22 protein-coding genes and 2 tRNA genes are annotated in these 24,343 nt (G+C 70.4%); 7 read left to right on the top strand and 17 right to left on the bottom strand.

From position 1 onward, the window contains the following. Positions 1-34: 34 nt before the first annotated feature. From ACFVYF_RS20785 to ACFVYF_RS20770, 4 genes are all read right to left on the bottom strand, one after another. Positions 35-108 (bottom strand) — tRNA-Met (locus ACFVYF_RS20785). 529 nt (positions 109-637) lie between these two features. Continuing rightward, positions 638-2,452, bottom strand: a complete 1,815-nt coding sequence (locus ACFVYF_RS20780; protein ID WP_389457301.1) for a tetratricopeptide repeat protein — start codon at positions 2,450-2,452, stop codon at positions 638-640. Between the two features lie 260 nt (positions 2,453-2,712). Further along, positions 2,713-2,786 (bottom strand) — tRNA-Met (locus ACFVYF_RS20775). A 43-nt stretch (positions 2,787-2,829) separates the two neighbouring features. After that, complete coding sequence (locus ACFVYF_RS20770; protein ID WP_389457687.1) at positions 2,830-5,769, bottom strand: UPF0182 family protein; 2,940 nt, start codon at positions 5,767-5,769, stop codon at positions 2,830-2,832. A gap of 164 nt (positions 5,770-5,933) precedes the next feature. Here ACFVYF_RS20770 and ACFVYF_RS20765 point away from each other — a divergent pair, with 164 nt between their 5' ends. Next, the gene (locus tag ACFVYF_RS20765; protein ID WP_389457299.1) at positions 5,934-6,476 is read left to right on the top strand and encodes a PPA1309 family protein; all 543 of its coding nucleotides are present in this window, start codon (positions 5,934-5,936) and stop codon (positions 6,474-6,476) included. A gap of 70 nt (positions 6,477-6,546) precedes the next feature. Here the strand turns inward: ACFVYF_RS20765 and ACFVYF_RS20760 are convergent, their stop codons facing one another. From ACFVYF_RS20760 to ACFVYF_RS20745, 4 genes are all read right to left on the bottom strand, one after another. After that, positions 6,547-7,641, bottom strand: coding sequence for a PDZ domain-containing protein (locus tag ACFVYF_RS20760; protein ID WP_389457297.1), 1,095 nt, complete (start codon positions 7,639-7,641; stop codon positions 6,547-6,549). A gap of 92 nt (positions 7,642-7,733) precedes the next feature. Beyond that, positions 7,734-7,922, bottom strand: a complete 189-nt coding sequence (locus tag ACFVYF_RS20755) for a hypothetical protein (RefSeq protein ID WP_389457295.1) — start codon at positions 7,920-7,922, stop codon at positions 7,734-7,736. A 115-nt stretch (positions 7,923-8,037) separates the two neighbouring features. Next, positions 8,038-8,499 (bottom strand): molybdenum cofactor biosynthesis protein MoaE, encoded by a 462-nt coding sequence (locus ACFVYF_RS20750; protein ID WP_389457294.1) that lies wholly within the window; start codon positions 8,497-8,499, stop codon positions 8,038-8,040. 197 nt (positions 8,500-8,696) lie between these two features. Continuing rightward, the gene (locus tag ACFVYF_RS20745; protein WP_389457292.1) at positions 8,697-9,809 is read right to left on the bottom strand and encodes an SDR family oxidoreductase; all 1,113 of its coding nucleotides are present in this window, start codon (positions 9,807-9,809) and stop codon (positions 8,697-8,699) included. A gap of 191 nt (positions 9,810-10,000) precedes the next feature. Here ACFVYF_RS20745 and ACFVYF_RS20740 point away from each other — a divergent pair, with 191 nt between their 5' ends. Next, entirely contained in the window at positions 10,001-11,461 is a 1,461-nt protein-coding gene (locus ACFVYF_RS20740; protein WP_389457290.1) for a zinc-dependent metalloprotease, read from the top strand. Beyond that, positions 11,458-11,979 carry an NUDIX hydrolase gene (locus ACFVYF_RS20735; RefSeq protein WP_389457288.1) on the top strand — a complete coding sequence of 174 codons (522 nt, stop codon included), beginning with the start codon at positions 11,458-11,460 and terminating at the stop codon, positions 11,977-11,979. Before ACFVYF_RS20740 ends, ACFVYF_RS20735 begins: the two co-directional genes overlap by 4 nt. Before the next feature lie 148 nt (positions 11,980-12,127). Here the strand turns inward: ACFVYF_RS20735 and ACFVYF_RS20730 are convergent, their stop codons facing one another. From ACFVYF_RS20730 to ACFVYF_RS20715, 4 genes are all read right to left on the bottom strand, one after another. Further along, positions 12,128-12,883, bottom strand: coding sequence for an AIM24 family protein (locus ACFVYF_RS20730; RefSeq protein ID WP_389457286.1), 756 nt, complete (start codon positions 12,881-12,883; stop codon positions 12,128-12,130). A 16-nt stretch (positions 12,884-12,899) separates the two neighbouring features. Next, positions 12,900-13,580, bottom strand: a complete 681-nt coding sequence (locus ACFVYF_RS20725; RefSeq protein ID WP_383279264.1) for an AIM24 family protein — start codon at positions 13,578-13,580, stop codon at positions 12,900-12,902. A gap of 11 nt (positions 13,581-13,591) precedes the next feature. After that, positions 13,592-15,283 (bottom strand): TerD family protein, encoded by a 1,692-nt coding sequence (locus ACFVYF_RS20720; protein ID WP_389457284.1) that lies wholly within the window; start codon positions 15,281-15,283, stop codon positions 13,592-13,594. 164 nt (positions 15,284-15,447) lie between these two features. Then, complete coding sequence (locus tag ACFVYF_RS20715) at positions 15,448-16,044, bottom strand: M48 family metallopeptidase (protein ID WP_389457282.1); 597 nt, start codon at positions 16,042-16,044, stop codon at positions 15,448-15,450. Between the two features lie 217 nt (positions 16,045-16,261). Here ACFVYF_RS20715 and ACFVYF_RS20710 point away from each other — a divergent pair, with 217 nt between their 5' ends. Continuing rightward, the gene (locus ACFVYF_RS20710; RefSeq protein ID WP_389457280.1) at positions 16,262-17,554 is read left to right on the top strand and encodes a TOMM precursor leader peptide-binding protein; all 1,293 of its coding nucleotides are present in this window, start codon (positions 16,262-16,264) and stop codon (positions 17,552-17,554) included. Further along, entirely contained in the window at positions 17,547-18,917 is a 1,371-nt protein-coding gene (locus ACFVYF_RS20705; protein WP_389457278.1) for an ABC1 kinase family protein, read from the top strand. Before ACFVYF_RS20710 ends, ACFVYF_RS20705 begins: the two co-directional genes overlap by 8 nt. 6 nt (positions 18,918-18,923) lie before the next feature. Here the strand turns inward: ACFVYF_RS20705 and ACFVYF_RS20700 are convergent, their stop codons facing one another. The 5 genes from ACFVYF_RS20700 to ACFVYF_RS20680 all read right to left on the bottom strand — a co-directional run bounded on the left by ACFVYF_RS20700 (position 18,924) and on the right by ACFVYF_RS20680 (position 22,913). Then, positions 18,924-19,145: a hypothetical protein gene (locus ACFVYF_RS20700; protein ID WP_389457276.1), complete on the bottom strand. Its 222-nt coding sequence runs from the start codon at positions 19,143-19,145 to the stop codon at positions 18,924-18,926. A gap of 117 nt (positions 19,146-19,262) precedes the next feature. Continuing rightward, positions 19,263-19,586, bottom strand: a complete 324-nt coding sequence (locus tag ACFVYF_RS20695) for a hypothetical protein (protein WP_389457274.1) — start codon at positions 19,584-19,586, stop codon at positions 19,263-19,265. Next, a complete protein-coding gene (locus tag ACFVYF_RS20690) occupies positions 19,583-19,951 on the bottom strand; it encodes a WhiB family transcriptional regulator (RefSeq protein ID WP_383279243.1) in 369 nt (122 codons plus the stop codon). Before ACFVYF_RS20690 ends, ACFVYF_RS20695 begins: the two co-directional genes overlap by 4 nt. A 174-nt stretch (positions 19,952-20,125) precedes the next feature. Continuing rightward, complete coding sequence (locus ACFVYF_RS20685; RefSeq protein WP_389457272.1) at positions 20,126-20,446, bottom strand: hypothetical protein; 321 nt, start codon at positions 20,444-20,446, stop codon at positions 20,126-20,128. A 163-nt stretch (positions 20,447-20,609) separates the two neighbouring features. Further along, positions 20,610-22,913, bottom strand: coding sequence for an ATP-dependent DNA helicase UvrD2 (locus tag ACFVYF_RS20680; RefSeq protein WP_389457271.1), 2,304 nt, complete (start codon positions 22,911-22,913; stop codon positions 20,610-20,612). A 129-nt stretch (positions 22,914-23,042) separates the two neighbouring features. Between ACFVYF_RS20680 and ACFVYF_RS20675 the strand changes: the two genes are divergently transcribed. Both ACFVYF_RS20675 and ACFVYF_RS20670 read left to right on the top strand, forming a co-directional pair. Then, the gene (locus ACFVYF_RS20675; RefSeq protein WP_389457269.1) at positions 23,043-23,300 is read left to right on the top strand and encodes a mycoredoxin; all 258 of its coding nucleotides are present in this window, start codon (positions 23,043-23,045) and stop codon (positions 23,298-23,300) included. 97 nt (positions 23,301-23,397) lie between these two features. After that, positions 23,398-24,210: a phosphotransferase enzyme family protein gene (locus tag ACFVYF_RS20670; protein ID WP_389457267.1), complete on the top strand. Its 813-nt coding sequence runs from the start codon at positions 23,398-23,400 to the stop codon at positions 24,208-24,210. Positions 24,211-24,343 lie beyond the last annotated feature (133 nt).

Raw genomic sequence — 24,343 nt, 5'->3', positions numbered from 1 at the left:
CCGGAACCATTGGTTCCGGGCCTTCGGCCTTCAGTAGCGGGGACAGGATTTGAACCTGCGACCTCTGGGTTATGAGCCCAGCGAGCTACCGAGCTGCTCCACCCCGCGGCGATGAACTGAACGTTACGTCAGCACCATGGAGCAGCGCAAATCGCTTTCCTGGAGTTGGCGGAGGGCGAACGCGATCACCTCACCGGGTGCCGCGGGCGGGCGCCCGGACCCGCACGGACTCCCCCGCGCGGGCTCCCTCACCTCGCGCCCGGCCGTACGCCGAGCCGGCGCCCAGGCAGGCGCCTCCACCTCGCGCCCGAGCAGGCGCGCCTGGGTGCCTGGGTGCCTGGTGCCTGGGTGCCTGGTGCCTGGGTGCCTGGGTGCCTGGGTGCCTGCGGAGTGTCCAGCCGGCGCCCTAGTGGGCGCACCGCTGGTCCGAACAGGCCCGCCCGCACCGCGAGGCCGGCCCGACGCGCGCGCCCGCGCGCCCGCGCGCCCGAACAAACACCCCCGCCGGATGCCCGCACAGGCACCCGGCCGCAGGTGCCGCCAGGCCCGCCCGCACCGCGAGGCCGGCCCGATGCCGGCACCGGGTGTCTGCCCGGCAGGCAAGCACCCGCACCGATGCCGAGCCGGCGCCCACCCCCTACGCCGACAGTTCCTGCCGCAAGGCATCCCGCAGGCGGGCCGCCCGTTCGGAGACTTCCGCCGGGCCGAGTGTCACGGCGCGGTCGGCCCAGCGCTGGCCCTCCGCGAGCTCGCCGGACCGGGCGTAGACGAGGGCGAGGCGCAAGGCCGCACGTCCGTGCCCCGCGTCCGCGGCCCGGGCCCACCACAGGGCGGCCTCCGGCTCGCTGCCCTCCCGGGCGAGCAGCAGCCCGAGGTTGAACGCCCCGTTCCGGGACCCGGCCTCCGCCGCTTCCCGGTACCACCGGGCCGCCTCCACGACATCGCCCCGCGCGGCGGCCAGCATCCCGACCCGCACCTGCGCGCGCCGGTGCCCCTGGGACGCCGCCCGCTCGTACCACTCCTCGCACTCGCTCTTCTCGTGCGCGGGCTCCCCGAGTTCGTGCGCGGGCGTCGGCGGGCGCCGCGCGTCGAGCACGGCGGCGAGCCGGTACGCCGCCTCGGCGCTGCCACCTCCCGCCGCACAGCGCAGGTGCCGCTCCGCGGCCGCCTCGTCCCCGTCGCGCAGCCGCGCGATGGCGACCTGCAGCGCCGCGTCGGTGTGCCCGGCGGCCGCCGCACGCTCGTACCACCGCAGCGCGGCGGCCTCGTCCTCCTCGGTCCCGCGGCCGGCATGCAGGATGCCGAGGTTGAACGCGGCGTCCACGCTGCCCGCCTCCGCGGCCTTGGAGAACCACGGCTCGGCCCCGGCCGCGTCACCGACCTGGAGCAGCAGGATCGCGAGCGCGTTCGCGGCCTCGCGGTGCCCGGCGTAGGCGGCCCGGCGGTACCACTGCTCGGCCTGGGCGGTGCGCCCCTGCTCGGCGCAGAGCAGACCGAGGTTGTACGCGCCGTTCACATCGCCCGCGTCCATCGCGGCGCGGTACCACCGCTCGGCGGTCTGGGTCTCGCCGCGCTCGGCGTGCTGTGCGCCGAGCGCGTTGGCCGCGTTGCCGTCTCCGTCCTGGGCGGCGCGCAGCCACCACACGGCGGCGCTCTCGGGGTCGCCGGCGTCCCGCAGCAGGAACCCGAGCGCGCAGGCGGCGCGCGCCTCCCCGTCCTTGGCGGACGTCAGATACCAGCGCCCGGCCTCCTTGAGGTCCCCGCGCTTCTCCAGGATCGCCCCGAGATGGAGCGCGGCCCGGCGGTGCCCGCGCGCGGCGGACTGCCGGTACCACTGCTCGGCCTCCGCGCCACCGGCCCCGATGACGCCGTTCTCGGCCCGGGCCTCGCCCGCGTCCGCGACCTTCCGGTCGAGCGCGCGCGCCAGCCGGTACGCCGCTTCGCGGTGTCCGCGCTCGGCGGCCACCCGCATCCACTGCTCGGCGCCGACATCACTGCGGTGCTCCAGCAGATCCGCGAGCGCGTAGGCGCCGAGGGCGTGCCCCTGCTCCGCGGACTGACGCAGCCAGTACTCGGCGGCGGGCTCGTCGCCGCGCTCGCGGTGATGGCGCCCGAGCGCGTGCGCGGCGGCCGCGGAACCCGCGACGGCGGCGATCCGCCACCAGCCGGCGGCCTCGTCGGCGTACCCGCGCTGGTGCAGGAGGACACCCAGGTTGTTGGCGGCGGCGCGGTCACCGGCAGCGGTGGCGGCACGCAGCTGAGGCTCGGCTCCGTCGAGATCACCACGGCGCAGGAGCATGGCTCCGAGGACACTCATCGCCTCGACGTCGCCGGCTTCCGCGGCGAGCCGTTGCCGTGCCTCTTCTACAGCTTCGCCGGTTTCGTCCCGGTCGGATTGCTGCACAAAACGCCCTGTCTCCAACAGAGTTGCCTTGTCCCCCATAACGTCCATCGTCGCACCACCTGCAACCCGGGTACACCTGGTATACCGCAGTCAGTGAGGTCACTTCAGCGTTTTGTCGACATGCCCACAGAGAGACAAGTCAAACACAGAACTCCCAACTCTCCCCGCATGAGGCGGCCTTCAGGCGAGTCGCCAGTACACCCCGCACAGACGTCCGTACCGCGCGCAAGATCAACGTCTTGCCCGGAGCCCGTCCGCGCACACGACGAAGGCCCGGATCCTGGAGGATCCGGGCCTTCGCTTTTCAGTAGCGGGGACAGGATTTGAACCTGCGACCTCTGGGTTATGAGCCCAGCGAGCTACCGAGCTGCTCCACCCCGCGCCGTTGTGTCCCAACCGTACCACGGCGCGAGGTGGCCCCTGACTCAGCCGCTGCTCGAAGCCTTGTCGCTGGGTTTGGCGCTGGGCTTGGCGCTCGGCTTGTCGCTGTTCTTGCCGCTGCCGGTACCGGCCTTGTCGGCCTTGGTCTGCGCCTCCTCAGCCCGCTTCAGCGCGTCCTGCAGCTTGGTCTGCGCCTCGCCGTAGGCCTTCCAGTCGTTGTCCTTCATCGCCTTCTGACCGTCCTCGAATGCCTTCTCCGCATCCGCGAGGGCTGCCTTGACCGTCGAGTCCGCCGGTGGCGGCGTCGTGTCCCCGCCGGGTTTCGAGGGCTCGGGGGGCTGTGCCCCATCCACCCCGAACGCCTGGTTGAGCGCCTCACTCAGGCTGTTGGCGAAGCCGGTGTTGTCGCCGTACGAGACGGCCACCTTTCGCAGCAGTGGGTACTCGGCGTTGCGCCCCTGGGCGTAGATGGGCTCGACGTAGAGGAAGCCCTTGTCGAGTGGCACCGTCAGCAAATTGCCGTACAGGACCGTCGAGTCGGCGCCCTTCAGGTCGCGTACGAAGTTCGCCACATCCGACAGCGAGTTCAGTTTGTTCTGCACCTGTTCAGGCCCGTAGACCTTGTCCTCGGTGACCCGCAAGAGTCTGATGGCGCCGTAGTCCTTGCTGGTGGCATCAGCGTCGACCGCCATGAACGCGCGCAGATTGGGCCGCCCGCTCGGGGTGAACGTCGTCGTCAGCGAGAACTGTTTGTCCTGCTCCCCCGGCACCTTCATGGACAGGTAGTACGGCGGGACGGCGCTGTTGTCCTTCTTCGTCGGGTCGTTGGGGACCTGCCACGCGTCACTCGCGTTGTAGAACTGGTCGGAGTCGGTGACGTGGTACAGAGCGAGCAGCTCCCGCTGGACCTTGAACATGTCCTGGGGGTAGCGCAGATGCTCCTTCAGGTCCGCGGGAATGGCGCTCTTGGGCTGCACCGTGTTCGGGAAGGCCTTCTTCCAGGTCTTGAGGACCGGATCCTTCTCGTCCCATGTGTACAGCTTGACCGTGCCGTCGTAGGCGTCGACCGTCGCCTTCACCGAGTTGCGGATGTAGTTGACCTGGTTCTGCTGGGCCACCACGGCGCGCTGGTTGTCGCCCTCATTGAGGGAGTCGGCCGTCGTGTCCCCGAGCGTCGTACGGGAAGCGTAGGGATAGCCGTTCGACGTGGTGTACGCGTCGACGATCCACTTGATCTTGCCGCCCACGACGGCGGGGTAGGCGTCACCGTCGATGGTCAGCCACGGGGCGACCGCTTCGACGCGCTCCTTCGGCGTGCGGTTGTAGAGGATCCGCGAGCCCTTGCCGATGGCACCCGAGTACAGGATCTGCGGCTCACTGAACGCCACCGCGTACGCGGCCCGGTTGATCGGGTTGGCGAGGTTGACCCCGCTGTTGCCCTGGTAGCTGGTGGTCTTCTGCGTACCGTCGTCCTGCTCGTAGTCGAGCTCCTTCTGCGGCCCGCCGACGATGGAGTACTGGTGCGTCTTCTCTCCGTAGTACACGCGCTGTTGGTACGACCCGAGTGCACCACTCGTCGGCAGGCCCGACTCGGTGAACAGGGGTGCGCCCTTGGAGTCGGGGTCCGTGGTCGTGCCGTTGGCCGCGACCGCTCCGAAGCCGTGCGTGTAGACGAAGTGGTCGTTGATCCAGTTGCGCTTGTCGAGCCGCCCGAGGTTGAGCTCACGCAGGCCGATGACGGTGTCCTGGCCCTTGTAGCGGTCGACGTCCAGTGTTGTGGGGAACTGGTAGTACTTCCGCTCCTGCTCCAGCTGCTGGAAGGTCGGGGAGACCACGTTCGGGTCGTTCAGACGGTAGCTGGCCGCCGAGTTGGCGTCATTGCGCTGCTGGCTGCCGTCCTGGACGGCGCCCTTGCCCTCGTAGTCCTCGGGCGTCACACCGTCGATGCCGTACGCCTCGCGGGTCGCCTCGATGTTCCGCTCGATGTACGGGGCTTCCTTGGCCTGCTCGTTCGGCTGGACCTGGAACTTCTGGACGATCGCCGGGTACAGCCCGCCGATGAGGATCGCCGAGAGGACCATCAGGCCGAAGCCGATCACCGGCAGCTGCCAGGTCCGCCGCCACAGCGTGGCGAAGAAGAGCACGGCACAGATGACGGCGATGCAGAACAGGATCGTCTTGGCGGGCAGGTACGCGTTGGCGTCGACGTATCTGAGGCCCGTCCAGTTGCTGGTCGCCTTGAAGTCACTCGACTTCACCGCGAGCCCGTACCGGTCGAGCCAGTAGGCGACCGCCTTCAGCGCGACGAAGACGCCGAGGAGCACCGAGAGATGCCCGGTGGCCGCGGCCGTGGCACGCGCACCCGGGCTGGTGATCCGCAGCCCGCCGTACAGGTAGTGCGTCAGCGCGGCGGCGATCAGCGACAGCACCGCGGCCGCGAAGCCGAAGCCGAGCAGGAAGCGGTACCAGGGCAGGTCGAAGGCGTAGAAGGACACGTCGAGGTGGAACTGGGGGTCCTTCTGGTGGAAGGGCACCCCATTGACCCACATCAGCCACGTGCGCCACTGGCCCGCGGCGGACGCGCCGGCGATCAGCCCGACCAGGGAGGTGACCGCGAGCAGCAGCCACTTCTTGTACGGCGCGATGCCCATGCGGTACCGGTCGAGGTTCTGCTGCTCCATCGACATGGCGCTCAGCGGCGGCCGCAGCCGGTGCGCCAGCCAGACGTTCACCCCGACGGCGGCCGCCATCAGCAGGCCGAAGACGAAGAAGAGTCCGATCTTGGTCCACAGCGTGGTCGTGAAGACGGACGAGTAGTTGACCGACCGGTACCAGAGCCAGTCCGTCCAGAATCCCGCGAACATGGTGAACGCCATGGCCAGTACGGCCAGGACGCCCAGCGTCATCAGCAGGGTCCGGACGCGCCGGGACGGGCGGCCCACTCTGATCCGTGGCCCCGTCGGGCCTCCGCCGCGGTCCGGCATCTGGAAAGCCAAGGTGCGCACCTCGAAGTTCGCTGTTGATCCGTCAGGCCCCCGTGAACGCGGACCATTGGCCAGGCTCCGTGATCGTGGAGCCTCACCTATGCAACTTACTCACGCTTTACTCGGTTCCCGGTTCGGGGTACTTCCGAGGCAGGATTGTGACCATGTCCAACACTCCCATGGCAGCGAGCCCGCTCACCCGGGCCGTACTCGAGATCGACGAGTACGCATCCGGCCTCGGCTGGGACCAGCCCGCTCGCCTTTTCGCCCTCGTAGACACCGCGCGACTGCGGACCCAGGAACCCGGTCTCGCGGCCCAGCTCGGCCTGGAGGACGAGCAGAAGACCCTCGGTCTCACCCCCGTCGAGCAGGACGAGATTCCGGCCGGCAAGCCGCTCGACGAGTTCCTCGGCACCATCGCCTGGCCGGACGCGGTCGTCGGCTGCGCGCTCACGGTGGAGCGGCTGATGCTGCCGCCGTCCGCCGAGGCCTCGGTCCCGGAGGGCCTCAGCGAGAAGAAGCTCACCCAGTGGGTCGCCGAGCACCCGGACCGCCAGGAGGTCCGGATCACGGTCGGCGTCCTGCGTGACGGGACCCGCGACTCGGCGCTGCGGCTGCGCGAGAAGGACGCGCCGACGGAGGTGCTCACCGGCTCGAACCTGGTGCCGGGTCTGGCGGAGGCGCTGTCGGCGACGTTCGCGGACTGACGGCTTCGGCCACTCGGCCGTGCCGACCTGTCGGACTGCTCGTCGGAGTGCCGCCGGACTGCGTGTCGGGCTACTTGGACGTGCACTTCGGCAGGTCGGCGGTCTTGCCGGTACGGATGTCCTCAAGGGCGTTCATCGCGTCGTCGATGGTGTTCACCTTGACGAGCGTGAGCCCCTTGGGGACGTCCTGGGCGGCGTCCGCGCAGTTGTCCTTGGGCGTCAGGAAGTACTGGGCGCCCTTGTCCCGCGCACCGACGGTCTTCATCTCGATGCCACCGATCGGGCCGACCGTACCGTCGTCGTCGATGGTGCCGGTGCCCGCGACGAACTTGCCGCCGGTCAGGCTCCCCGGCGTCAGCTTGTCCACGATGCCGAGCGCGAACATCAGACCCGCACTCGGACCGCCGACGTCGGCGAGCTTGATGTCGATCGTGAACGGGAACGTGTGATCGGTCCCGGCCGAGATGCCGACGATCGCGCGCGCCTTGCCCGTGTCGTCGGACTTCTCGGTGGTGATCGTGACGTCCTCGGTGTTGGTCGCCGTCTTGTTCTCCTTCTCGGCGGCGGCCCGGTCCTTGGCGGGCACGATCGTGAAGTCGACCTTCTCGCCCGGCTTGTGCTTGGTGACGAGCTTCGCGACGTCGTCGGGCGCCTTCACCGCCGTGCCGTCGACGGCCTTGATCACGTCACCCGCGTGCAGCCTGCCCTCGGCCGGGGAGCCCTTGAGGACCGTGGAGACGATCACCCAGGACGTCACCGGGATGTCCAGCTCCTTGAGCGCCGCGACCTTGGCGCTCTCCTGGGACTGGCTGAACTCCTCGGCGTTCTCCTGGGTCGACTGCTCCTCGGTCTTGCCGTCGGGGTAGAGCGTGTCGTGCGGCAGGACCTTGTTGTCGTGCGCCAGCCAGCCGTAGACCGCCTCGACGAGGTTCATGTTGTAGTCGGCGCTGGTGACCCTGACCGTCGTCATGTTGAGGTGACCGGTCGTGGGATACGTCTTGTGGCCGGCGATCTGCAGCACCGGCTCGCCGCCGTGCTCGCCGAGCGTGTTCACCGTCGGGCCCGGTGACATCTCCGAGTAGGGCACTTTGATGAACACACCCGCGCACAGGAGCGCGATCAGCATCAGGGTGGAGGCGAGCATCGTCGCGGTGCGGCGTGGCATGGCACGACAGTACGGGACCACCCTGACAGCGCACCGCCGGGGCGCCCGTACGAGGCGGACCCGCGGGGCCCGCCACCCGAGCGGAAAGGGATTCAGCCGCCCGAGTGGGGCTCCGGTTCAACCGCTGCCGCGGGCTTCTCCATGGCTTCGCGGAACCGCGTGTATCCCGCGAGCTCGGTGCCGTCTCCCATTGTCTTGCGATTCCGGCTGGCCCAACTTCCCCACAGTCCGGCGCCGATCGCAGCCAACAGCGGAATCAGCAACCAGGCGAGCGCCGCCATGCCGACCTCCCAACCCCGTGAGCGACCGCAACTGACTGATCAGCAGATTAACCATCCGCAGAAGTAACGCTCACGCCAGGGGTGCGGTTACGCAACCGGAGGACCGGGGGCGGGCTCAGCAGGCGCCGACCCACTCCTCCGTACCGTCGGAGAACTTCTGGTGCTTCCAGATCGGCACCTCGTGCTTGAGGTCGTCGATCAGCTTGCGGCACGCCTCGAAGGCCTCGCCGCGGTGCGGGCACGACACGGCGACGACGACCGCGAGGTCTCCGACGGCCAGGTCACCCACACGGTGGAGTGCGGCCAGGGCACGTACCGGATAGTCGGCGACCACCTTCTCGGCGATCCGCCGCATCTCCGCCTCGGCACTGGGATGGCACGAATACCCCAGCTCGTCGACATCGGCGCCGCCGTCGTGGTTCCGCACGGTTCCCACGAAGAGCGCGGTCCCGCCGGCGGCGTCGTCCCCCACGGCCCGGAAGACCTCGTCCAGGGACAGGGGTGTCTCCCGGACGGCGAGCAGCCGGATGGGGTCCTGCGCGCCCTGCTCGCCGGGGTGGTCATTGGTAGGTGCCATGCCCCCATCGTGCCGCACCCGGCTGACCCCACGAAATAGCCTTTTCACCCGGCACACGCGCGTGCGGCTTTGGAGCCTTCTACAGGGAGGGCGGTTCCAGCGGCGCCCAGCCGACACGTACGGGTGCAGGGGCGCGCGGCGCGCTGCGAACCCTGCGCCCCGCCCCGAACCCGGCCACTGCCCCGGGTCGCCGCCGCTCAGATCCTGCGTCGGGCCTTCCGGGCCCGGCGCACCAGGGCCGCCGTACCGAGCAGGGCGACCGTCGCGCCCGCGGCCCCCGCCGCCGTCGCGTCCTTGCGCCCGAGCCGCCGTCCGGCGACCGTGTGCCGCCCGGCGACCTCCTCCAGGAGCTCCGCGAGGACCTCCTCGTTGGTCCATTGCGGCCGCCAGCCCGCCTCGTGCAGCCGGCTCCCGCTCACCACCCAGGGGTACATCGTGTACGCCAGGTCCCCCGCGGGCGACGGGGTGAGCCCGATCCGGTGAAGCCGGGCGGCCGCGCCGAGCGCGACGGCGGACGGCAGCTCCATCCGGCGGATCCCGCTGAGCTCCTCGACCTCCTCCTGCTCCAGCCAGCCGTCACACCCGACGGCCAGCTCGCCATCGACCTTCTCCAGAACGGCGTACTCCAGGGCGCTGCACAGGTCCTCGACGTGGCAGAACTGCCAGGCGGGCCGTGAGCCGGCCACCACCAGCAGTCGCGGCGACTCGAAATACCTCGTCAGAGCCGTGTCGGTGCCCCCGACCAGGACGGCGGGCCGTACGACGGTGACATTGAGGCCGGGATGCGCACGCGGCGCCCGCCGGGCGAGCCGCTCCACCTCCAGGAGGTCGCCGACCCCGGTGGCCTCGGCGGTCGCCCGCAGTTCCGCGTCCTCGGAGAGCGGCAGTTCGTTGTCGGGCAGTGCCCCGTAGACCATCGAGGACGTGCACAGCACGACCCGGTGCACGCCGGCCGCCGCGGCCGCCGTCAGCACCGTCTGCGTGCCCCGTACGTTGTACGCGGACCGCGCCGCCGGGTCCGTCTCCAGGTCCAGGTCGAGCGCCAGATGGACCACGACGTCCGCGCCGCGCAGCTTCTCGGCGATCACCGGATCCCGCACGTCCAGGATGTGCCACTGCGCGCCGTCGCACTCGCCACGCCGCTCGTCGATGGCGATGACCTGCTTGATCTCCTCGCTGGCGGCCAGCCGCTCGGTGAGCAGCGCGCCCATCCCGGACGCGGCGCCGGTCACCGCGACGACGGGCCCGCGCGGGGCCGGGCTGGTAGAAGGGTTTCGCGCTGCGCGAACCTGCGGATCTGGGGAACTCACCGGGCGTCTCCAGCGGTTGTCTTCAGTAACGGACGCGCGTGACGCGTACGTACCAGGTGGCATCCATCCTGCCGCAGGCCAAGAGTCGGCGAAGCACCGAGGCCCGATCGGCTCGCGGTGTCTACGCTGGGTGGTGTTGTCGGGCAGCCGCCGTCGGAGAGAACCGGCGGCCTTACCAGCCGAGGAATCCCGTGAGTGACACCCCATTCGGATTCGGCCTTCCGCCGGAGGAGCCGGAGAACGGCGACGAGGGCAAGAAGAAGGACCAGGAGAGCGGCGGTGGTCAGGGACCGGCCAACCCGTTCGGCTTCGGGGGATTCCCCGGAGCCGGCGGTCCCGGCGCCGACAATCCGCTCGCCGCGATGTTCGGTTCCATGAACCCCAACGACCTGGGCGCCGCGTTCCAGCAGCTGGGCCAGATGCTCTCGTACGAGGGCGGCCCGGTGAACTGGGACATGGCCAAGCAGATCGCCCGCCAGACGGTCTCCCAGGGCGCTCCTGACGGCAGCAAGGACGCGAGCGTCGGTCCCGCCGAGCGCACCGCGGTCCAGGAGGCCGTGCGCCTGGCCGACCTGTGGCTGGACGACGCGACGTCGCTGCCGTCCGGCGCCGGCTCCGCCGTGGCCTGGAGCCGCGCGGAGTGGGTCGAGGCGACCCTGCCGGTGTGGAAGGAGCTCGTCGACCCGGTCGCCGAGCGGGTCGGCGCGGCCATGGGCGATGTCCTGCCCGAGGAGATGCAGGCCATGGCGGGCCCGCTGATCGGCATGATGCGCTCCATGGGCGGCGCCATGTTCGGTACGCAGATCGGGCAGGCCGTGGGCGTGCTCGCGGGCGAGGTCGTGGGCTCGACGGACATCGGTCTGCCGCTCGGCCCGGTCGGCAAGGCCGCGCTGCTGCCGCTGAACATCGAGTCCTTCGGCAAGGACCTGGGCATCCCCCAGGAGGAGGTGCGGCTCTACCTCGCCCTGCGCGAGGCCGCCCACCAGCGTCTCTTCGCCCATGTGCCGTGGCTGCGCTCGCACCTGTTCGGCGCGGTCGAGGGGTACGCGCGCGGGATCAAGGTCGACACCGCCAAGCTGGAGGACGTGGTCGGCCAGTTCGACCCGCAGAACCCGGAGCAGCTGCAGGACGCCCTCCAGCAGGGCATGTTCCAGCCGGAGGACACGCCGGAGCAGAAGGCCGCTCTCGCCCGCCTGGAGACGGCGCTCGCGCTCGTCGAGGGCTGGGTCGACGCGGTGGTCCACGCGGCCGCCAAGCCGCGTCTGTCGTCCGCCGACGCGCTGCGCGAGACGCTGCGCCGTCGCCGGGCCACCGGCGGCCCCGCGGAGCAGACGTTCGCCACCCTGATCGGCCTGGAGCTGCGTCCGCGCCGGCTGCGGGATGCCTCGCGCCTGTGGGCCTCCCTCACGGACGCGCGCGGTGTCGACGGCCGTGACGGCCTGTGGGCCCACCCGGACATGCTCCCGACCTCCACCGACCTGGACGACCCGGACGGCTTCGTGCACCGCGAGCAGATCGACTTCTCCGAGCTCGACAAGATGCTCGGCGAGGCGGCGGGCGGCACGGACACCGGCACCGGTCCCGCGGACCAGCCGAACCTGAAGAAGGACGAGGCCAAGGACGACGAGGGCAAGGGCGACGACGCCGAGTGACCCTCCACGACGACGCCGTCCTCGTACTGAAGGAGTACGAGGACCAGGAAGAGCTGCGCCAGGCCTACCTCGACCATCTGCAGGCCCACCCGGACGGCATGTGGAAGGCCTGCACGGCCGGGCATGTGACGGCGAGCGCCCTGGTGGTCGACCCCGAGCACGGCCGGGTGCTGCTGACCCTCCACAAGAAGCTGCGCATGTGGCTGCAGATGGGCGGCCACTGCGAGCCGGGTGACGCGACCCTCCGGGAGGCGGCCCTGCGCGAGGCCGCGGAGGAGTCGGGCATCGCCGGCCTGACCCTGCTGCCGGGCGGGCCCGTGCGCCTGGACCGGCATCCCATCCCGCCCCCGTGCCACTGCCATTTCGACGTCCAGTACGCCGCCGTGGCCGCCCCGGGGGCCGTACAGGAGATCAGCGACGAGTCGCTGGACCTGCGCTGGTTCGCGTACGACGAGGTCGCGGGCGTGGCCGACGCGTCGGTCGTACGACTGCTGGAGGCGACCCGCGCGCGGCTCTGAACGGCGCTCCACCGGAAGGGCGCGACGGGGTTCGCCGAGCCGGACGGGTGCGCCGACCGCTGAGGGGCGGCGTGAAGACGTGTAAGGGGCGGTCGCCCGGGCGACCGCCCCTTACACACGCTCCGCTGGAGCGCCCCTTGCTGCGGGCCTAGCTCCAGGCGTTGCCCTGGTTCTGTGCGTGCGCGCCGTGCTGGCCCATGCCGTACTGGGCGCGCAGTCCCTGGCCGATCGCCGCGTTCTGCGGCGGCAGCAGCTCACTGGGCTGGACCAGGATGAAGCCCTGTCCCATGAAGCTGAGCTCCCAGCCCTCACCGGTGTTGCCGCGACGGCGCCACACCCCGGAGGAGTGGGTCTGGGCCTGCATCTGCACGCGCAGACCGGTGGACCAGGCCACGATCGCGTCGGCGTCGCAGTTGACGTACTTGTCCGGGGTGACCTGCATCATCAGGGGCATTCCCGAGGTCATCAGGGCCACCTTGCCGCGGCCCGTGATGTTGAGCTGGTACTTGCCGGACCCGGAGATGCCGTACTGGCTGTCCACGGCGATGACGTCGTGGTGCAGCGAGGAGTCCATCGCCAGGACGTAGCTGCTGTCGACGGTGAGACCGTCCTGGTCCACCTCGACGACGTGCACGTGCTGGGCGAGGTTGGCGAGGTAGACCGAGCCCTGCCCGTGGCAGCGCATCAGCTCGAGGCCCTCACCGGTGTAGGCACGCGCGCGGTGCTGGCTGTTGTTCTGGTACTCGGCGTCGAACTCGACCAGCCCTTGGTACGCGACCATCGTGCCCTTGCGGGCGAGGATGTCGTCGTGTCCCTCCAGGACGACGCGCAGCATCTGCGAGTTCTGCAGGCTGTAGCGCTCCTGTGTCTGCTGCTCGTTGTAGCCGAAAAGCGAGCTCTGCATGCTGTCCTGCTCCCCCTCAGCCCCGGATCCGGAGGCGGTCGGTGCTGTCCTCGCTGGGCTGGACGACGACGATGCCCTGCCCGGAGAACGCCATCTGGTAGGCCTCGCCGCTGCCCCGCCCGATCAGTGACTGCGCCTTGAAGCTGCGCTTGCCCTTGACCTTGAGGTTCGGTGACCAGGCGACGAGCGCGTCCGGGTCGACGTACGTCTCGTCCTCGCCGCCGCCGCAGTCGACCACGATCGGCTTGCCGCGGGAGGTCAGCGCGACCCAGCCCTGGCCGGAGATCTTGGTGTTCCACAGCCCCTGGCCGGCGAACTTGGCGAGCCCCTTCACCCGCTCGACGCCCCACGTGAGGTGGGCGTCGAAGGCGAGCAGGTTGGTGGCGTTGACCGAGATCGCGTCCCCGTTGAGGTTGATCACGACGACGTTGGCGCCGTAGTCGGCGAGATAGAGCAGTCCGTCCCCGGAGCACTTCATCAGGGGCGCGCCCTCACCGGTGATCCAGTCCCGCGCGATCTGGCGCACGGCCGGCGGGTTGGGCTCGTACTGGACGAACCCTTCGTAGGCGACCATCGAGCCCACGCGCGCGAGGAGGTCGTTTCCGGTCTGCATGGCGACCTTCAGCATGTGGTTGCCGTGGTTCTCCATGCGCGCGGTGACGGCTGCCGGGGCAAAGCCCGCGAATGGCTGGTTCATGACGGGCTCCCTCAGACCTCGTACGGCTGGACGACGACGAAATTGCCCGGCGCGGCGCGGAACTGGAGGTTCACGCTCTCGCCGGTGTCGCCCGGGTAGGCATTGCGGCGCATCCGCACCTGGCTGGAGACGATCACCTGGGCGGCGGCCGACCACGCGACGACCGCGTTGCAGTCGGCGAACGTCGTGGGCGTCACCGGCAGCACGACGGGTGCGCCGTGCGTCTTGACGACGATGGTGCCGGTCCCCTGGAACTGCATCGTGAACAACGCGCCCCCGGGGATGCCGTGTCCCTCGATCCTGCGCACCTCGTACTGGAGCGTCTCGTCGAACGCCAGCACGTTCTCCGCGGACACGCAGATCGCGTCCCCCTGGAGCTCGATGGGGTGCAGCATCGTGGAATCCTCGGCGAGGAACACCTGTCCCCGGCCGGAACAGCGCATCAGCTGCATCTCCTGACCGGTCGCGTTGCCCACGATCCGGCCGGCGAAGCCCGCGCCCTTGTAGCTGAAGTCGACCTTGCCCTGGTAGAGCACCATGCTGCCCTGCCGGGCGAGCACCGCCTGGTCACCACCGATGCCCAGGTCGACCCGGACGAGCTTCTTGTTCTGCTGGGTCCAGCGCTGCCCGGTGGGCGTCTCCTTGAAAGCCTGCAGCGCGGCGGACACGCCGGCACCGCCCTGCGGCACGCCTTGCGGCGCACCGTATGGCGAGGGCGCTCCGGCCTGGCCGGGGACCTGCCCGTACTGAGGCTGCTGCCCGTAGCCCGGAGGCGGGGCGGACTGGCCGTAACCGGGCGGCGCGCTCGGAGTCTGCCCGTAGCCGGGAGGTGCGGGCGGCGCCGGCTGGCCGTAACCGGGCGGCATCGGCGCGGTCTGGCCGGGCGGCTGCTGTCCGTAGCCGGGAGGCGGGCCGGACTGCCCCGGCGGCTGGGCGTACGGCGCGGGACCGGGCGGCGGTACGGTGCCGCCGCCGGGCGGGGTGAGGGGCGCGATGATCGTCGGCGCGGCGTGCACCGAGGGCGCGGGCGCGGGGGGCGGAGTGGCTCCCGGCGGTGGCGCGAAGCCCTGTGCCGCGGGCTGCGGAGCGGGCGCCGGGGCGCCGAACGCGGGCGGCGCGAAGGACGGCGACGCGCCGGCCCCCGACTGCTGCGGCACCGGCGTGGCGGCCTCCTCCTCGGCGACCTCGCCGCCGAAGTTCTTCAGCAGCGCGTCCAGCCCGCCGTCGAAGCCCTGTCCCACGGCGGCGAACCGCCAGACGTCCTTGAGGTAGAAGTCGCCCAGCATCACGGCGCGCTCCGTGGTGAACTCCGAGCCGCTGAACGAGTACCGGGCCACCTCCTCGCCACCCGCGACGATACGGAGATATCCGGGGGCGACCTGCGACATCTGCCCTGCGCCGTCGATCGTCGCCGTGAACGACAGCCGCTGGATCTGCGGCGGGATGCGGTCGAGCGTGACGCGGAAGGACTCCGCGTCGCCGGCCTGGGCGCCCAGCAGCTGAATGGACTCCTCGGGTGTCTTCGGCTGGTTGAAGAAGACGAAGTAACGGTCGTCCGAAAGCCGTTCGTCGGCGTCCAGACCGAAGCAGCTGATGTCGAAGCTCAGCCCCGGGCCGGTGATCTGCACACCTACGTACAGATCGGTGCCCGCGGTGAGGTCACTGATCTTGGCCTTGTGGCCGCGTTGGAATTCCCTGGCCATGCGTAACGACCGTCCCCCATCCCGAATGTGACTGCGTCGCGTCAGGCTAACGGCAAACTCCGGGAGCGAACGAAGCCGGTACAGACCCGGTACACAAACCGCGCTTCGAGGGCCTGCGGAAGCAGAGACCTGTCTCCGGCAGCTGAGGGCGGTGTGCGGCTGCCCTACTCCTCACGCATGGGGGGCTGATGGGGCAGCCGGTCGGCGGCGACCACCCCTTCGAGGTAGCCACGGGCACGCTCCGTGCGCGGGTAGGCCTCCAGGAGCCGCCAGAAGCGGGGGCCATGGCCCGGTACGAGAAGGTGCGCGAGTTCGTGGACGAGGACGTAGTCGACGACGTACTCGGGCATGCCCTGCAACCGGTGCGAGAGGCGGATGCTGCCCTCCGACGGGGTGCATGAGCCCCAGCGCGTGTTCTGGTTGGTCACCCAGCGGACCGATTTCGGGCGGGCGCGACCGTCGAAGTACAGGTCGGAGAGGCGGGCGGCGCGCTCGGCGAGTTCACGGTCGCCAAGCATCCGTTTGCTTTCCTGGGCCGCCAGCTTGTCGAGCATGACGCTCACCCAGCGCTGCTCCTCCGCCTCGGACATCCGAGCGGGGATGAGCACGACGGTGCGATCGCCCTCGCGGTACGCGGAGACCGTCCTGCGGCGGCGAGCACTCCGGCGAACCTCGATCGCGCTCGCCCCCGAGCCGCTTGGCGGCAGGCTCGTCGTGCTGCGCTGTGGCATGGCGGCGCGGTGCAGTGGGTCGGCGGGCACGCCCCGACGTTACCCGTTGCACAGGGGAGAAGTCCCGCCTCCGGGACGGTTCGGTGGCGATCCGCACTCCGTGCGCTGGATTTGTACGACGAACGCCGTGGCCTGTGGACAACTTTCGGCACCGATCCGGCAGGGCGGGCATGCTGGCACTCGTCGGCGGAGCAGGACTGCCGCCCACCGACGTACGGGGACACTCTGAGGGCTACGGGGGCCGGTCATGCATCCCATGGTGAAACCCGCGCTGCGGCGCGGCTGGCGGGATCTCAACACGGTGCAGTTCGGGATGGCACCGGCGCACGCGATGGTGCTGGGCCCGATGGACACGGCCACGGGCAGTTTCCTGACCCTGCTCGACGGGACACGCGGGCTGCCCCTGCTGCGCGACGAGGGGCGCCGGATGGGGCTGCCGGACGGTCATGTCGACGGACTCATCGAGCGGCTGGCGGGTGCCGGCCTGCTGGACGACGCGACGGGCGGCGGCCCGGCCGCCGACACGCTGCGCGGAAAGAAGGCCGTTCTCGACCGGCTGCGGCCCGACCTCGCGTCGCTCTCCCTGGTCGCCCCCGCACCGGGCGAGGGGATGAGACGCCTGGCCGCCCGCCGCTCCCTGCGGGTCCAGGTGCGCGGCGCGGGCCGGGTGGGCGTGGTCATCGCCGCGCAGCTGGCGGGTGCCGGGGTGGGCGAGGTCGACGTGCGCGACGGCGGCCGTGTCGAGCCCTGGGACGTCGCCCCGGGCGGTCTGCCCGCCGAGTCCATCGGCGACCGCAGGGAGGACGCCGCCCGGCGGGCCGTCCGGGACGCGGCACCGGACCGGCCGCCCCGCCGCCGCGCGCAGAAAGCCACGGGTGAGACGGGTAAGGGGCGGCGGCTGACCGCGGAGGGCGCCGCGCGGACACCCGCGTCGAGCGACCAGCCCCTGTCCTCCGAGCAGGAGTCCGGCTGGTCCCTGGTGATCCTGGCCCCGCGCGACGGCCTCGCGGTGCACGCTCCCGACCCGGTCGCCGCCGAACCCCTCATCACCTCCGGCACCCCCCATCTCTATGCGGGAGTCGTGGAGGGGACGGGGATGGTCGGCCCTCTGGTCCTGCCCGGCGACACCGGGTGCGCCGGCTGTCTGGACCGGATGCGCGCCGACCGGGACGAGACCTGGCCACGGCTGATCGCCCAGTGGCGGTCCGGAGGCGCCCGGCACCCGCAGGCTTGCGATCTGGCCCTCGCGACCGCCGTAGCCGCTCTGGCCGCCGCGCACGCACTCACCTTTCTGGACGGAAAGTCGCCCTCCGCCACGGGTGCGCGCTGGGAGGCCTCCGTACCCTCTCTGACCTGGCACGCACGCCCGGTCTGGGCGCATCCCGCATGCCCTTGCGGCGCGGCGCAGAAAGGTAAGGAGGAACACCCCTCCGAGAACGGGGAGCCGCACGAGACAATGGCGGAGCAACAGCCGTCGACGAAGTCAGGCCGTCAGGCACACGCGTCGCGGCTGTCTGGGACCTGGAGGGCGCATGTCTGATCTTCCCCGGAAGGCGGTCACCCGGACCGCCAAGCTCGCCGCGCTGCCGCTCGGCTTCGCCGGACGGGCGACGTGGGGGCTTGGCAAACGCATCGGCGGCAAGTCCGCGGAGATCGTCGGCCGCGAGCTGCAACAACGCACGGCGGAGCAGCTGTTCAAGGTGCTCGGCGAGCTCAAGGGCGGTGCGATGAAGTTCGGACAGGCCCTGTCCGTCTTCGAGTCGGCACTGCCCGAGGAGATCGCCGGGCCCTACCGCGCGGCGCTGACCAAGCTCCAGGAAGCCGCCCCGCCGATGCCGACACGGACGGTGCACGCCGTGCTGGAGGAGCGGCTCGGCGCCGACTGGTCCGAGCTGTTCCTGGAGTTCGACGACAAGCCCTCGGCGGCCGCCTCGATCGGCCAGGTCCACCGCGCCGTGTGGCACGACGGGCGGGGAGTCGCGGTCAAGGTGCAATACCCGGGCGCCGGCGAAGCCCTGCTGTCGGACCTGACTCAGCTGAGCCGTTTCGCCCGTCTCCTCGGGCCGCTCATCCCCGGTATGGACATCAAGCCGCTGATCACGGAGCTGCACGACCGGGTGTCCGAGGAGCTCGACTACGGCTTGGAGGCACAGGCTCAGGCAGCGCACGCGGACGAGTTCGCGGGGGACCCGGATGTGCTGGTGCCCGCCGTGGTCCACCAGTGCGAGCAGGTGCTGGTGACGGAGTGGATCGACGGCATCCCGCTCTCCGAGGTCATCGCCGACGGCACTCAGGAGCAGCGCGACCGCGCCGGCCAGCTGCTGGCGCGCTTCCTGTTCTCGGGCCCTGCCCGCACGGGCCTGCTGCACGCGGATCCGCACCCGGGCAACTTCCGCCTCCTGCCCGACGAGAAGAGCGGCTGGCGGCTGGGCGTCCTGGACTTCGGCACGGTCGACCGTCTCCCCGGCGGTCTGCCCTCGACGATCGGGGACTCGCTGCGCATGACCCTCGACGGCGAGGCGGACGCCGTCTACGAACTGCTCTGTACGGAGGGCTTCGTCAAGGAGTCGATAGAGCTCGCCCCTGACGCCGTCCTCGACTATCTGCTCCCGATCATCGAACCGGCCCAGGCCGACGAATTCACCTTCACCCGTAGCTGGATGCGCAGCCAGGCCACGCGCATCGCCGATCCCCGGTCCCCCGCCCACCAGCTGGGCAGGCAACTGAATCTCCCCCCGTCCTACCTCCTGATACACCGCGTCACCCTCAGCACCATCGGCGTCCTGTGCCAACTGGGCGCGACGGTGCGGCTGCGGGACGAACTGGAGGAGTGGCTGCCGGGATTCCTGGCGGAGGAGGACGAGTCGCAGGAGCTGGAAGAGGAGTCGGCTGCGGAGGCGTGAGCGGAACTACCACCAGGACGAGTCGAGGCGGCCTTCGATCGCTCTGAGGTTGGCCCGGGCACACCCGTCACAGAAGTAGTGGCGGGTGCCGTTCTCCACGGAACAGGTCCAGGTGACCGGGGTGCCTTCGGCCGGGATTCCACAGCGGGCGCACACGATCTGGGCCTCGGCCGTGTCGGACCGCTGCGCGGAACCGCTGCTGTCACTGTCCCCGGGAAGACTCGTCACGCGGCGACGATATCGCCGAAATGGGCGGTTCGGCGGGCACAACGCACCGCGGGGGCCGGTCCGTTCGGACCGGCCCCCGCTCTGAAGGTGTCGCCTACTGCTTCCGAATGCCTCGGATCACTGCATGACAGCCATGGCCAGCGCCCGGCGAGCACGCATCGAGGCGCGCTCGGCACGGCGCTGCATCCGCCGGGCGGTCGCCAGGCGCAAGGCCCGGCGTTCCCGCTCGGCCTCGTGCAGCCGGTCGTGCATATGCGCACGAGCCAGGGCTTCTGGGATGAGTTGCATCTCTCGGGTCCTGTTCTGACGCGAGTCGATCGCGCCGGTGGTGGTGAAGTCTGGGATTGCGGAGCCTGCGGGCTCGTTGATGGACGGCTTCATCGGGGCCTGCTTCTTGGGGTCGTTCGTCAGGGGGCGGTCGATCGTTCCTGCGATGTTCATGCTGTGACCGGGTTCTTGCGCGGGCGGCCACGCGGCCGCTTGCGAGCCACGACGACACCCTGGACGAAGAGCTCGCCACCCCAGACGCCCCAGGGCTCACGCCGCTCCTTGGCGCCGGCGAGGCAGGCCTCCATCAGCGGGCAGGTGCGGCAGAGCGACTTGGCGTACTCGACATCGGCCGGCGACTCGGCGAAGAAGACCTCCGGGTCGTAGGAGCGGCAGGGGACGGGTACGCCGAGGCTCTCGATGGCGTCGTCGAGCGCGGTGAGCGCAGTGAGCGGGATCAAGGTGGAGTCCTTCGTGGGGCTGGGCGGGGGGATCGTCTCGGAAGGCGGTACGGACGGGGCGTGCGCTTCGAGTTGCACGGGGTGTTTTCCTCGTCTGGTCGTGCCGGCCGGTTGGCCGGTTGGCGGCTGGTACCGGGTTCTTTTCTTGTCCCGAGGCCCCTTCGCTCTGCTGTCCCCGGTCGGGGACAAACAGAAGGGCCGCGGATCCCGGGTGGGGTTCCGCGGCCCTGAAGGCGCCGGCCTGATCGAAAATCAGGCTGGATCACTCCAGGGTTCAGGCCCACGGAAGGCCCACATCGTGTGGTGCTGCGTCGAGTGCTTCAGGGCTCCGGCACTGGCTGCCGCAAAGGCATAGGTCCGTGCCTGTGCCGCTACTGCTTCCAGTGCCTGGATCGGTCGCTCATTGCGCTCACGGATGGGAAGACCCGCGAGAGACACGGGGGAGGCCGGACGGACGGCGGAGATGCCGGACAGACCGGTGCCCAGGTTCGAGACGCCGAGCGCGCACGTGGAGACGACCGAGCGATCGGTCATTTTCACGATGCTGTTGAAGCTGGTGGTGATGCTGATCACTGGAATCGCCTCCTCTCGGCGTCTATGGGGACCGGGATGAACCGGTCCGACGGTTGTTAAGTACAGCACGGAACCAGGGCCTCGGAGAAGGCCGCTGCTTCCGTGTTAAGAACCTATGGGGATTGCTGGGGCATGCGCAAACTATTTTTTCGACGAGTTTGAATCAGTCACTTTCGTCGTCTCCTCCAAGCTCCCGGCCTGCGCAGATGGCCAGAACATCGGCCCCGAAGCGGTTGAGTTTGCGTACTCCGACGCCCGGGATGCGCGCCAGCTCACGCTCGTCGTCCGGCACGGTCTCCGCGATCGCCATCAGTGTCTTGTCGGTGAAGACGCAGAAGGCCGGCTGCCCGCTGCGCTCCGCCTGGACCGCTCGCCACTCCCGCAGCCGCTCATAGAGACCCTCGTCCATGTCGGAGGGGCAGTCCTCACAGCGCATCAGCTTCATCTCACCGGCCTCGGTGAGCGAGCGGCCGCAGACCCGGCAACGGGCCGGCGTCCGGCTGACGCGCCGCACGGCACTGCCACCACGGCTGCCGACACCACGCTCGATCCCTCCGGCGCCTCCGGCCCCTCCTGAGGCGGCGCGGCCCGCGGTGGCGACCGAGCCGGGGCGCAGGCCGTCGAGGAAGCGGCTGGGACGGCGGTTGGCACGGCCACCGGGCGAACGGGAGAGCGCCCAGGAGACGAAGAGGTGTTCTCTGGCCCGGGTGACTCCGACGTAGAGCAGACGGCGCTCCTCCTCGATCTGCTCGTCGGTCTTTGCATAGGTGATCGGCATCATGCCCTCGGCGACACCCACCAGGAAGACGACGTCCCACTCGAGCCCCTTGGCCGAGTGCAGGGACGCGAGGGTGACGCCCTGGACGGTCGGGGCGTGCTGCGAGCCGGCGCGCTCGTCGAGCTCCGCCACCAGATCGCTCAGGGTGGCACCCGGCTTGGCCGCGGCGAAGTCCTGCGCGAGGTTGACCAGGGCGGCCAGCGACTCCCAGCGCTCTCTGACGGCACCGGAACCGGCGGGAGGCTGGTTCGTCCAGCCCTCCCCCGACAGCACCGCGCGGACCTGGGAAGGCAGGTCGATGACGTCGTCCAGCAGGGAGTCATTGCCTCCGAAGCGGGCCGCGCCGCGCAGGGCGACCCCGGCCTTGCGCACCTCCGGGCGGTCGAAGAACCGCTCGGCGCCGCGCAGCTGGTAGGGCACTCCGGCGTCGGCCAGGGCCTGTTCGTAGATCTCGGACTGGGAATTCGTCCGAAAGAGGACGGCGATCTCGGCCGCCGGGACTCCTGAGGCGATGAGGTCACGGATGCGGCGGGCCGCGCCCTCGGCCTCGACGGGCTCGTCCGTGTATTCGGTGTAGACGGGCTCAGGGCCGGGGGCGCGCTGGGAGATCAGCTCCAGGCGGTGGTCGGCGGCGCGGCCCCGGGCCTGGGCGAGCAGTCCGTTGGCGAGATGGACCACCTGGGGCGAGGAGCGGTAGTCGCGGACGAGCTTGACGACCGTGGCCCCGGGGTGGCGGGTGCGGAAGTCGAGCAGGTGGTCGGGGGTTGCACCGGTGAACGAGTAGATCGTCTGGCTGGCGTCGCCGACGACGCAGAGGCTGTCGCGCTCACCGAGCCACAGCTCCAGAAGACGCTGCTGGAGGGGGCTGACGTCCTGGTACTCGTCGACCACGAAGTGCTGGTACTGCGAGCGGACCTGCTCGGCGATGTCGTGCCGGTCCTGGAGGATGGCGACGGTCAGCAGCAGGACGTCCTCGAAGTCAATGACCGCGCGGTCGCGCTTGAGGTCCTCGTACGTCGAGTAGAGCTGGGCGATCTCGGCCGGGTCGCGGGGAACCTCGCGGCCGGACTTGGCGGCAGCGGCCGCGTAGTCACCGGGGACGGTCTGGGTGACCTTGGACCACTCGATCTCGGCGGTCACGTCCCGCAGCTCGCCCCGGTCGAGGCGGATGCGGCAGGCGGCCGCCGCGTCCGCGACGAGCTGGATCTTGCGGTCGATGAGCCGGGGCAGGCTCCCGCCGACCGCTTTCGGCCAGAAGTACTGGAGCTGGCGCAGCGCGGCCGAGTGGAAGGTGCGGGCCTGGACTCCGCCGGCACCGAGCTGACGGAGGCGGCCGCGCATCTCCCCCGCGGCACGGTTGGTGAAGGTGACGGCCAGCACGCTGGAGGGCTGGAGGATCCCGGAACGCACCCCGTAGGCGATGCGGTGGGTGATCGCTCGCGTCTTGCCCGTGCCGGCCCCGGCCAGCACGCACACCGGACCGTGCAGGGCGGTCGCCACCTCGCGCTGCTCGGGGTCGAGCCCTTCGAGCACCGCGTCGGCCGAGTCCGGTACCTGCGGGAAGAGGGTGGAGTGCGTTGCTGCTGTCACACCGCCATGCTGCCAGGTCGGCGGAGACGGGTGAGCCGGTTGTCCACAGGGAGGCCCCTGCAGTCGTACTAATGCGGCAGGCGCGCCGTCGGGGCCCATTGGGGAACAGAGCGGGCGCCGGGCCCTCGCGCCGAGCCCCAGGGCGGCCGCGTACGGGAATGGCCGCCCGCTCGCGTACGTTCCTCCCACAGCGAGCACGCATCCCTGCGGCGAAGGAGCACAAAAGACATGCCGGGCACTGTGACGATGTACAGCACCACGTGGTGTGGCTACTGCCGTCGGCTGAAGGGCCAGATGGACCGGGAGGGCATCACGTACAACGAGATCAACATCGAGCAGGACCCGGAGTCCGCGGCGTTCGTGGAGAAGGCGAACGGCGGAAACCAGACGGTTCCCACGGTTCAGGTGATTCCCTCCAGTGGTGGCGCTGAAGTCGTGATGACGAACCCGAGCCTTGCCCAGGTGAAGCAGGCGCTCGGCGTCTGACTCAGCTGACGCACACGACCCCCGACCGGCCCGGCGCCGGATCGGGGGTTTTGTATGCCCAGGCTGCACGAGACGGCCTGGCGGTAGCGTGATCCACATGACGACCGAGGACGAGGCCGACTGTGAGGCGCTGGTCGGAGGCATGATGAACGCGGGCGCGGTCTTCCGCCGGGGTGCGCTGGTGGAACGCCCGGCACCGCACAACGCACACGCCCTCCACGCCCACCTCCTCGCGCTGAAAGAGCACGGCTTCGACGCGGCTCCGACTCCCGTGGGTCTGACTGCTGAGGGTCGTGAGCAGCTGACCTTCATTCCTGGCGACGTGGCTCTGCCACCCTTCCCGCCCTGGGTGCTGACGACAACCGCTCTCGAATCGGTGGGGATCCTGCTGCGCCGCCTGCATGCGGCCGGCGCGGCCATCGCGGTCGACACGGACGTCGAGTGGCCCCAGGACCTCGCCGACCCGGAGGGAGGAACGGTGTTGTGCCACAACGACGTGTGCCCGGACAACGTCGTCTTCCGCGACGGTCGCGCCGCCGCCTTGATTGATTTCGACCTGGCGGCTCCGGGCCGTCCTCTCTGGGACGTCGCCATGGCCGCCCGCTACTGGGTTCCCATGCTTGATCCGGTGTCCGCGGCTGTGCTGTATCCCGCCGGGTCGGATGCGCCTGCGCGGCTGCGGATCCTCGCCGACGGCTACGGCCTCTCCGCGGGAGAGCGCGCCGAATTGCCCGGCGTGATCGAACAGGCCACGGAGATCTGCCGGGCCTTCGTCACCCGCCGCGTGGCTGACGGTGATCCTGTCTACCTCCAAGCGCTGGCCGACCATGGCGGATGGGAACGCTGGGACCGCATGCAGACCTGGCTGGCCGACCACCGCCAGACGTTCACTGTCGCGCTGCTGGACTGATGGGCTCGGGCGCTGATCCCCCAGAAGATCGGCGTCCGAGCGGCACGCCGTAGGTGCACGCCGTAGGTGCACGCCGTAGGTGCACGCCGTAGGGCGACGCGGACGCAGAAGTGGGGCTGACCTCGGTAGTGCG

It is taken from the genome of Streptomyces sp. NPDC058274 (genome assembly GCF_042881375.1).
GTDB lineage: Bacteria > Actinomycetota > Actinomycetes > Streptomycetales > Streptomycetaceae > Streptomyces.
Note: the sequence above shows the minus strand (reverse complement) of the source record. Positions and strands in the feature narration are given on the sequence as shown.

Excerpts from the sequence above, each read along its gene's own strand:
- ACFVYF_RS20780 (WP_389457301.1), bottom strand. The coding sequence starts at position 2,452 with ATGGACGTTATGGGGGACAAGGCAACTCTGTTGGAGACAGGGCGTTTT.
- ACFVYF_RS20770 (WP_389457687.1), bottom strand. The coding sequence starts at position 5,769 with ATGCCGGACCGCGGCGGAGGCCCGACGGGGCCACGGATCAGAGTGGGC.
- ACFVYF_RS20765 (WP_389457299.1), top strand. The coding sequence starts at position 5,934 with ATGTCCAACACTCCCATGGCAGCGAGCCCGCTCACCCGGGCCGTACTC.
- ACFVYF_RS20760 (WP_389457297.1), bottom strand. The coding sequence starts at position 7,641 with ATGCCACGCCGCACCGCGACGATGCTCGCCTCCACCCTGATGCTGATC.
- ACFVYF_RS20755 (WP_389457295.1), bottom strand. The coding sequence starts at position 7,922 with ATGGCGGCGCTCGCCTGGTTGCTGATTCCGCTGTTGGCTGCGATCGGC.
- ACFVYF_RS20750 (WP_389457294.1), bottom strand. The coding sequence starts at position 8,499 with ATGGCACCTACCAATGACCACCCCGGCGAGCAGGGCGCGCAGGACCCC.
- ACFVYF_RS20730 (WP_389457286.1), bottom strand. The coding sequence starts at position 12,883 with ATGCAGAGCTCGCTTTTCGGCTACAACGAGCAGCAGACACAGGAGCGC.
- ACFVYF_RS20725 (WP_383279264.1), bottom strand. The coding sequence starts at position 13,580 with ATGAACCAGCCATTCGCGGGCTTTGCCCCGGCAGCCGTCACCGCGCGC.
- ACFVYF_RS20720 (WP_389457284.1), bottom strand. The coding sequence starts at position 15,283 with ATGGCCAGGGAATTCCAACGCGGCCACAAGGCCAAGATCAGTGACCTC.
- ACFVYF_RS20710 (WP_389457280.1), top strand. The coding sequence starts at position 16,262 with ATGCATCCCATGGTGAAACCCGCGCTGCGGCGCGGCTGGCGGGATCTC.
- ACFVYF_RS20705 (WP_389457278.1), top strand. The coding sequence starts at position 17,547 with ATGTCTGATCTTCCCCGGAAGGCGGTCACCCGGACCGCCAAGCTCGCC.
- ACFVYF_RS20695 (WP_389457274.1), bottom strand. The coding sequence starts at position 19,586 with ATGAACATCGCAGGAACGATCGACCGCCCCCTGACGAACGACCCCAAG.
- ACFVYF_RS20680 (WP_389457271.1), bottom strand. The coding sequence starts at position 22,913 with ATGGGCCCCGACGGCGCGCCTGCCGCATTAGTACGACTGCAGGGGCCT.
- ACFVYF_RS20675 (WP_389457269.1), top strand. The coding sequence starts at position 23,043 with ATGCCGGGCACTGTGACGATGTACAGCACCACGTGGTGTGGCTACTGC.
- ACFVYF_RS20670 (WP_389457267.1), top strand. The coding sequence starts at position 23,398 with ATGACGACCGAGGACGAGGCCGACTGTGAGGCGCTGGTCGGAGGCATG.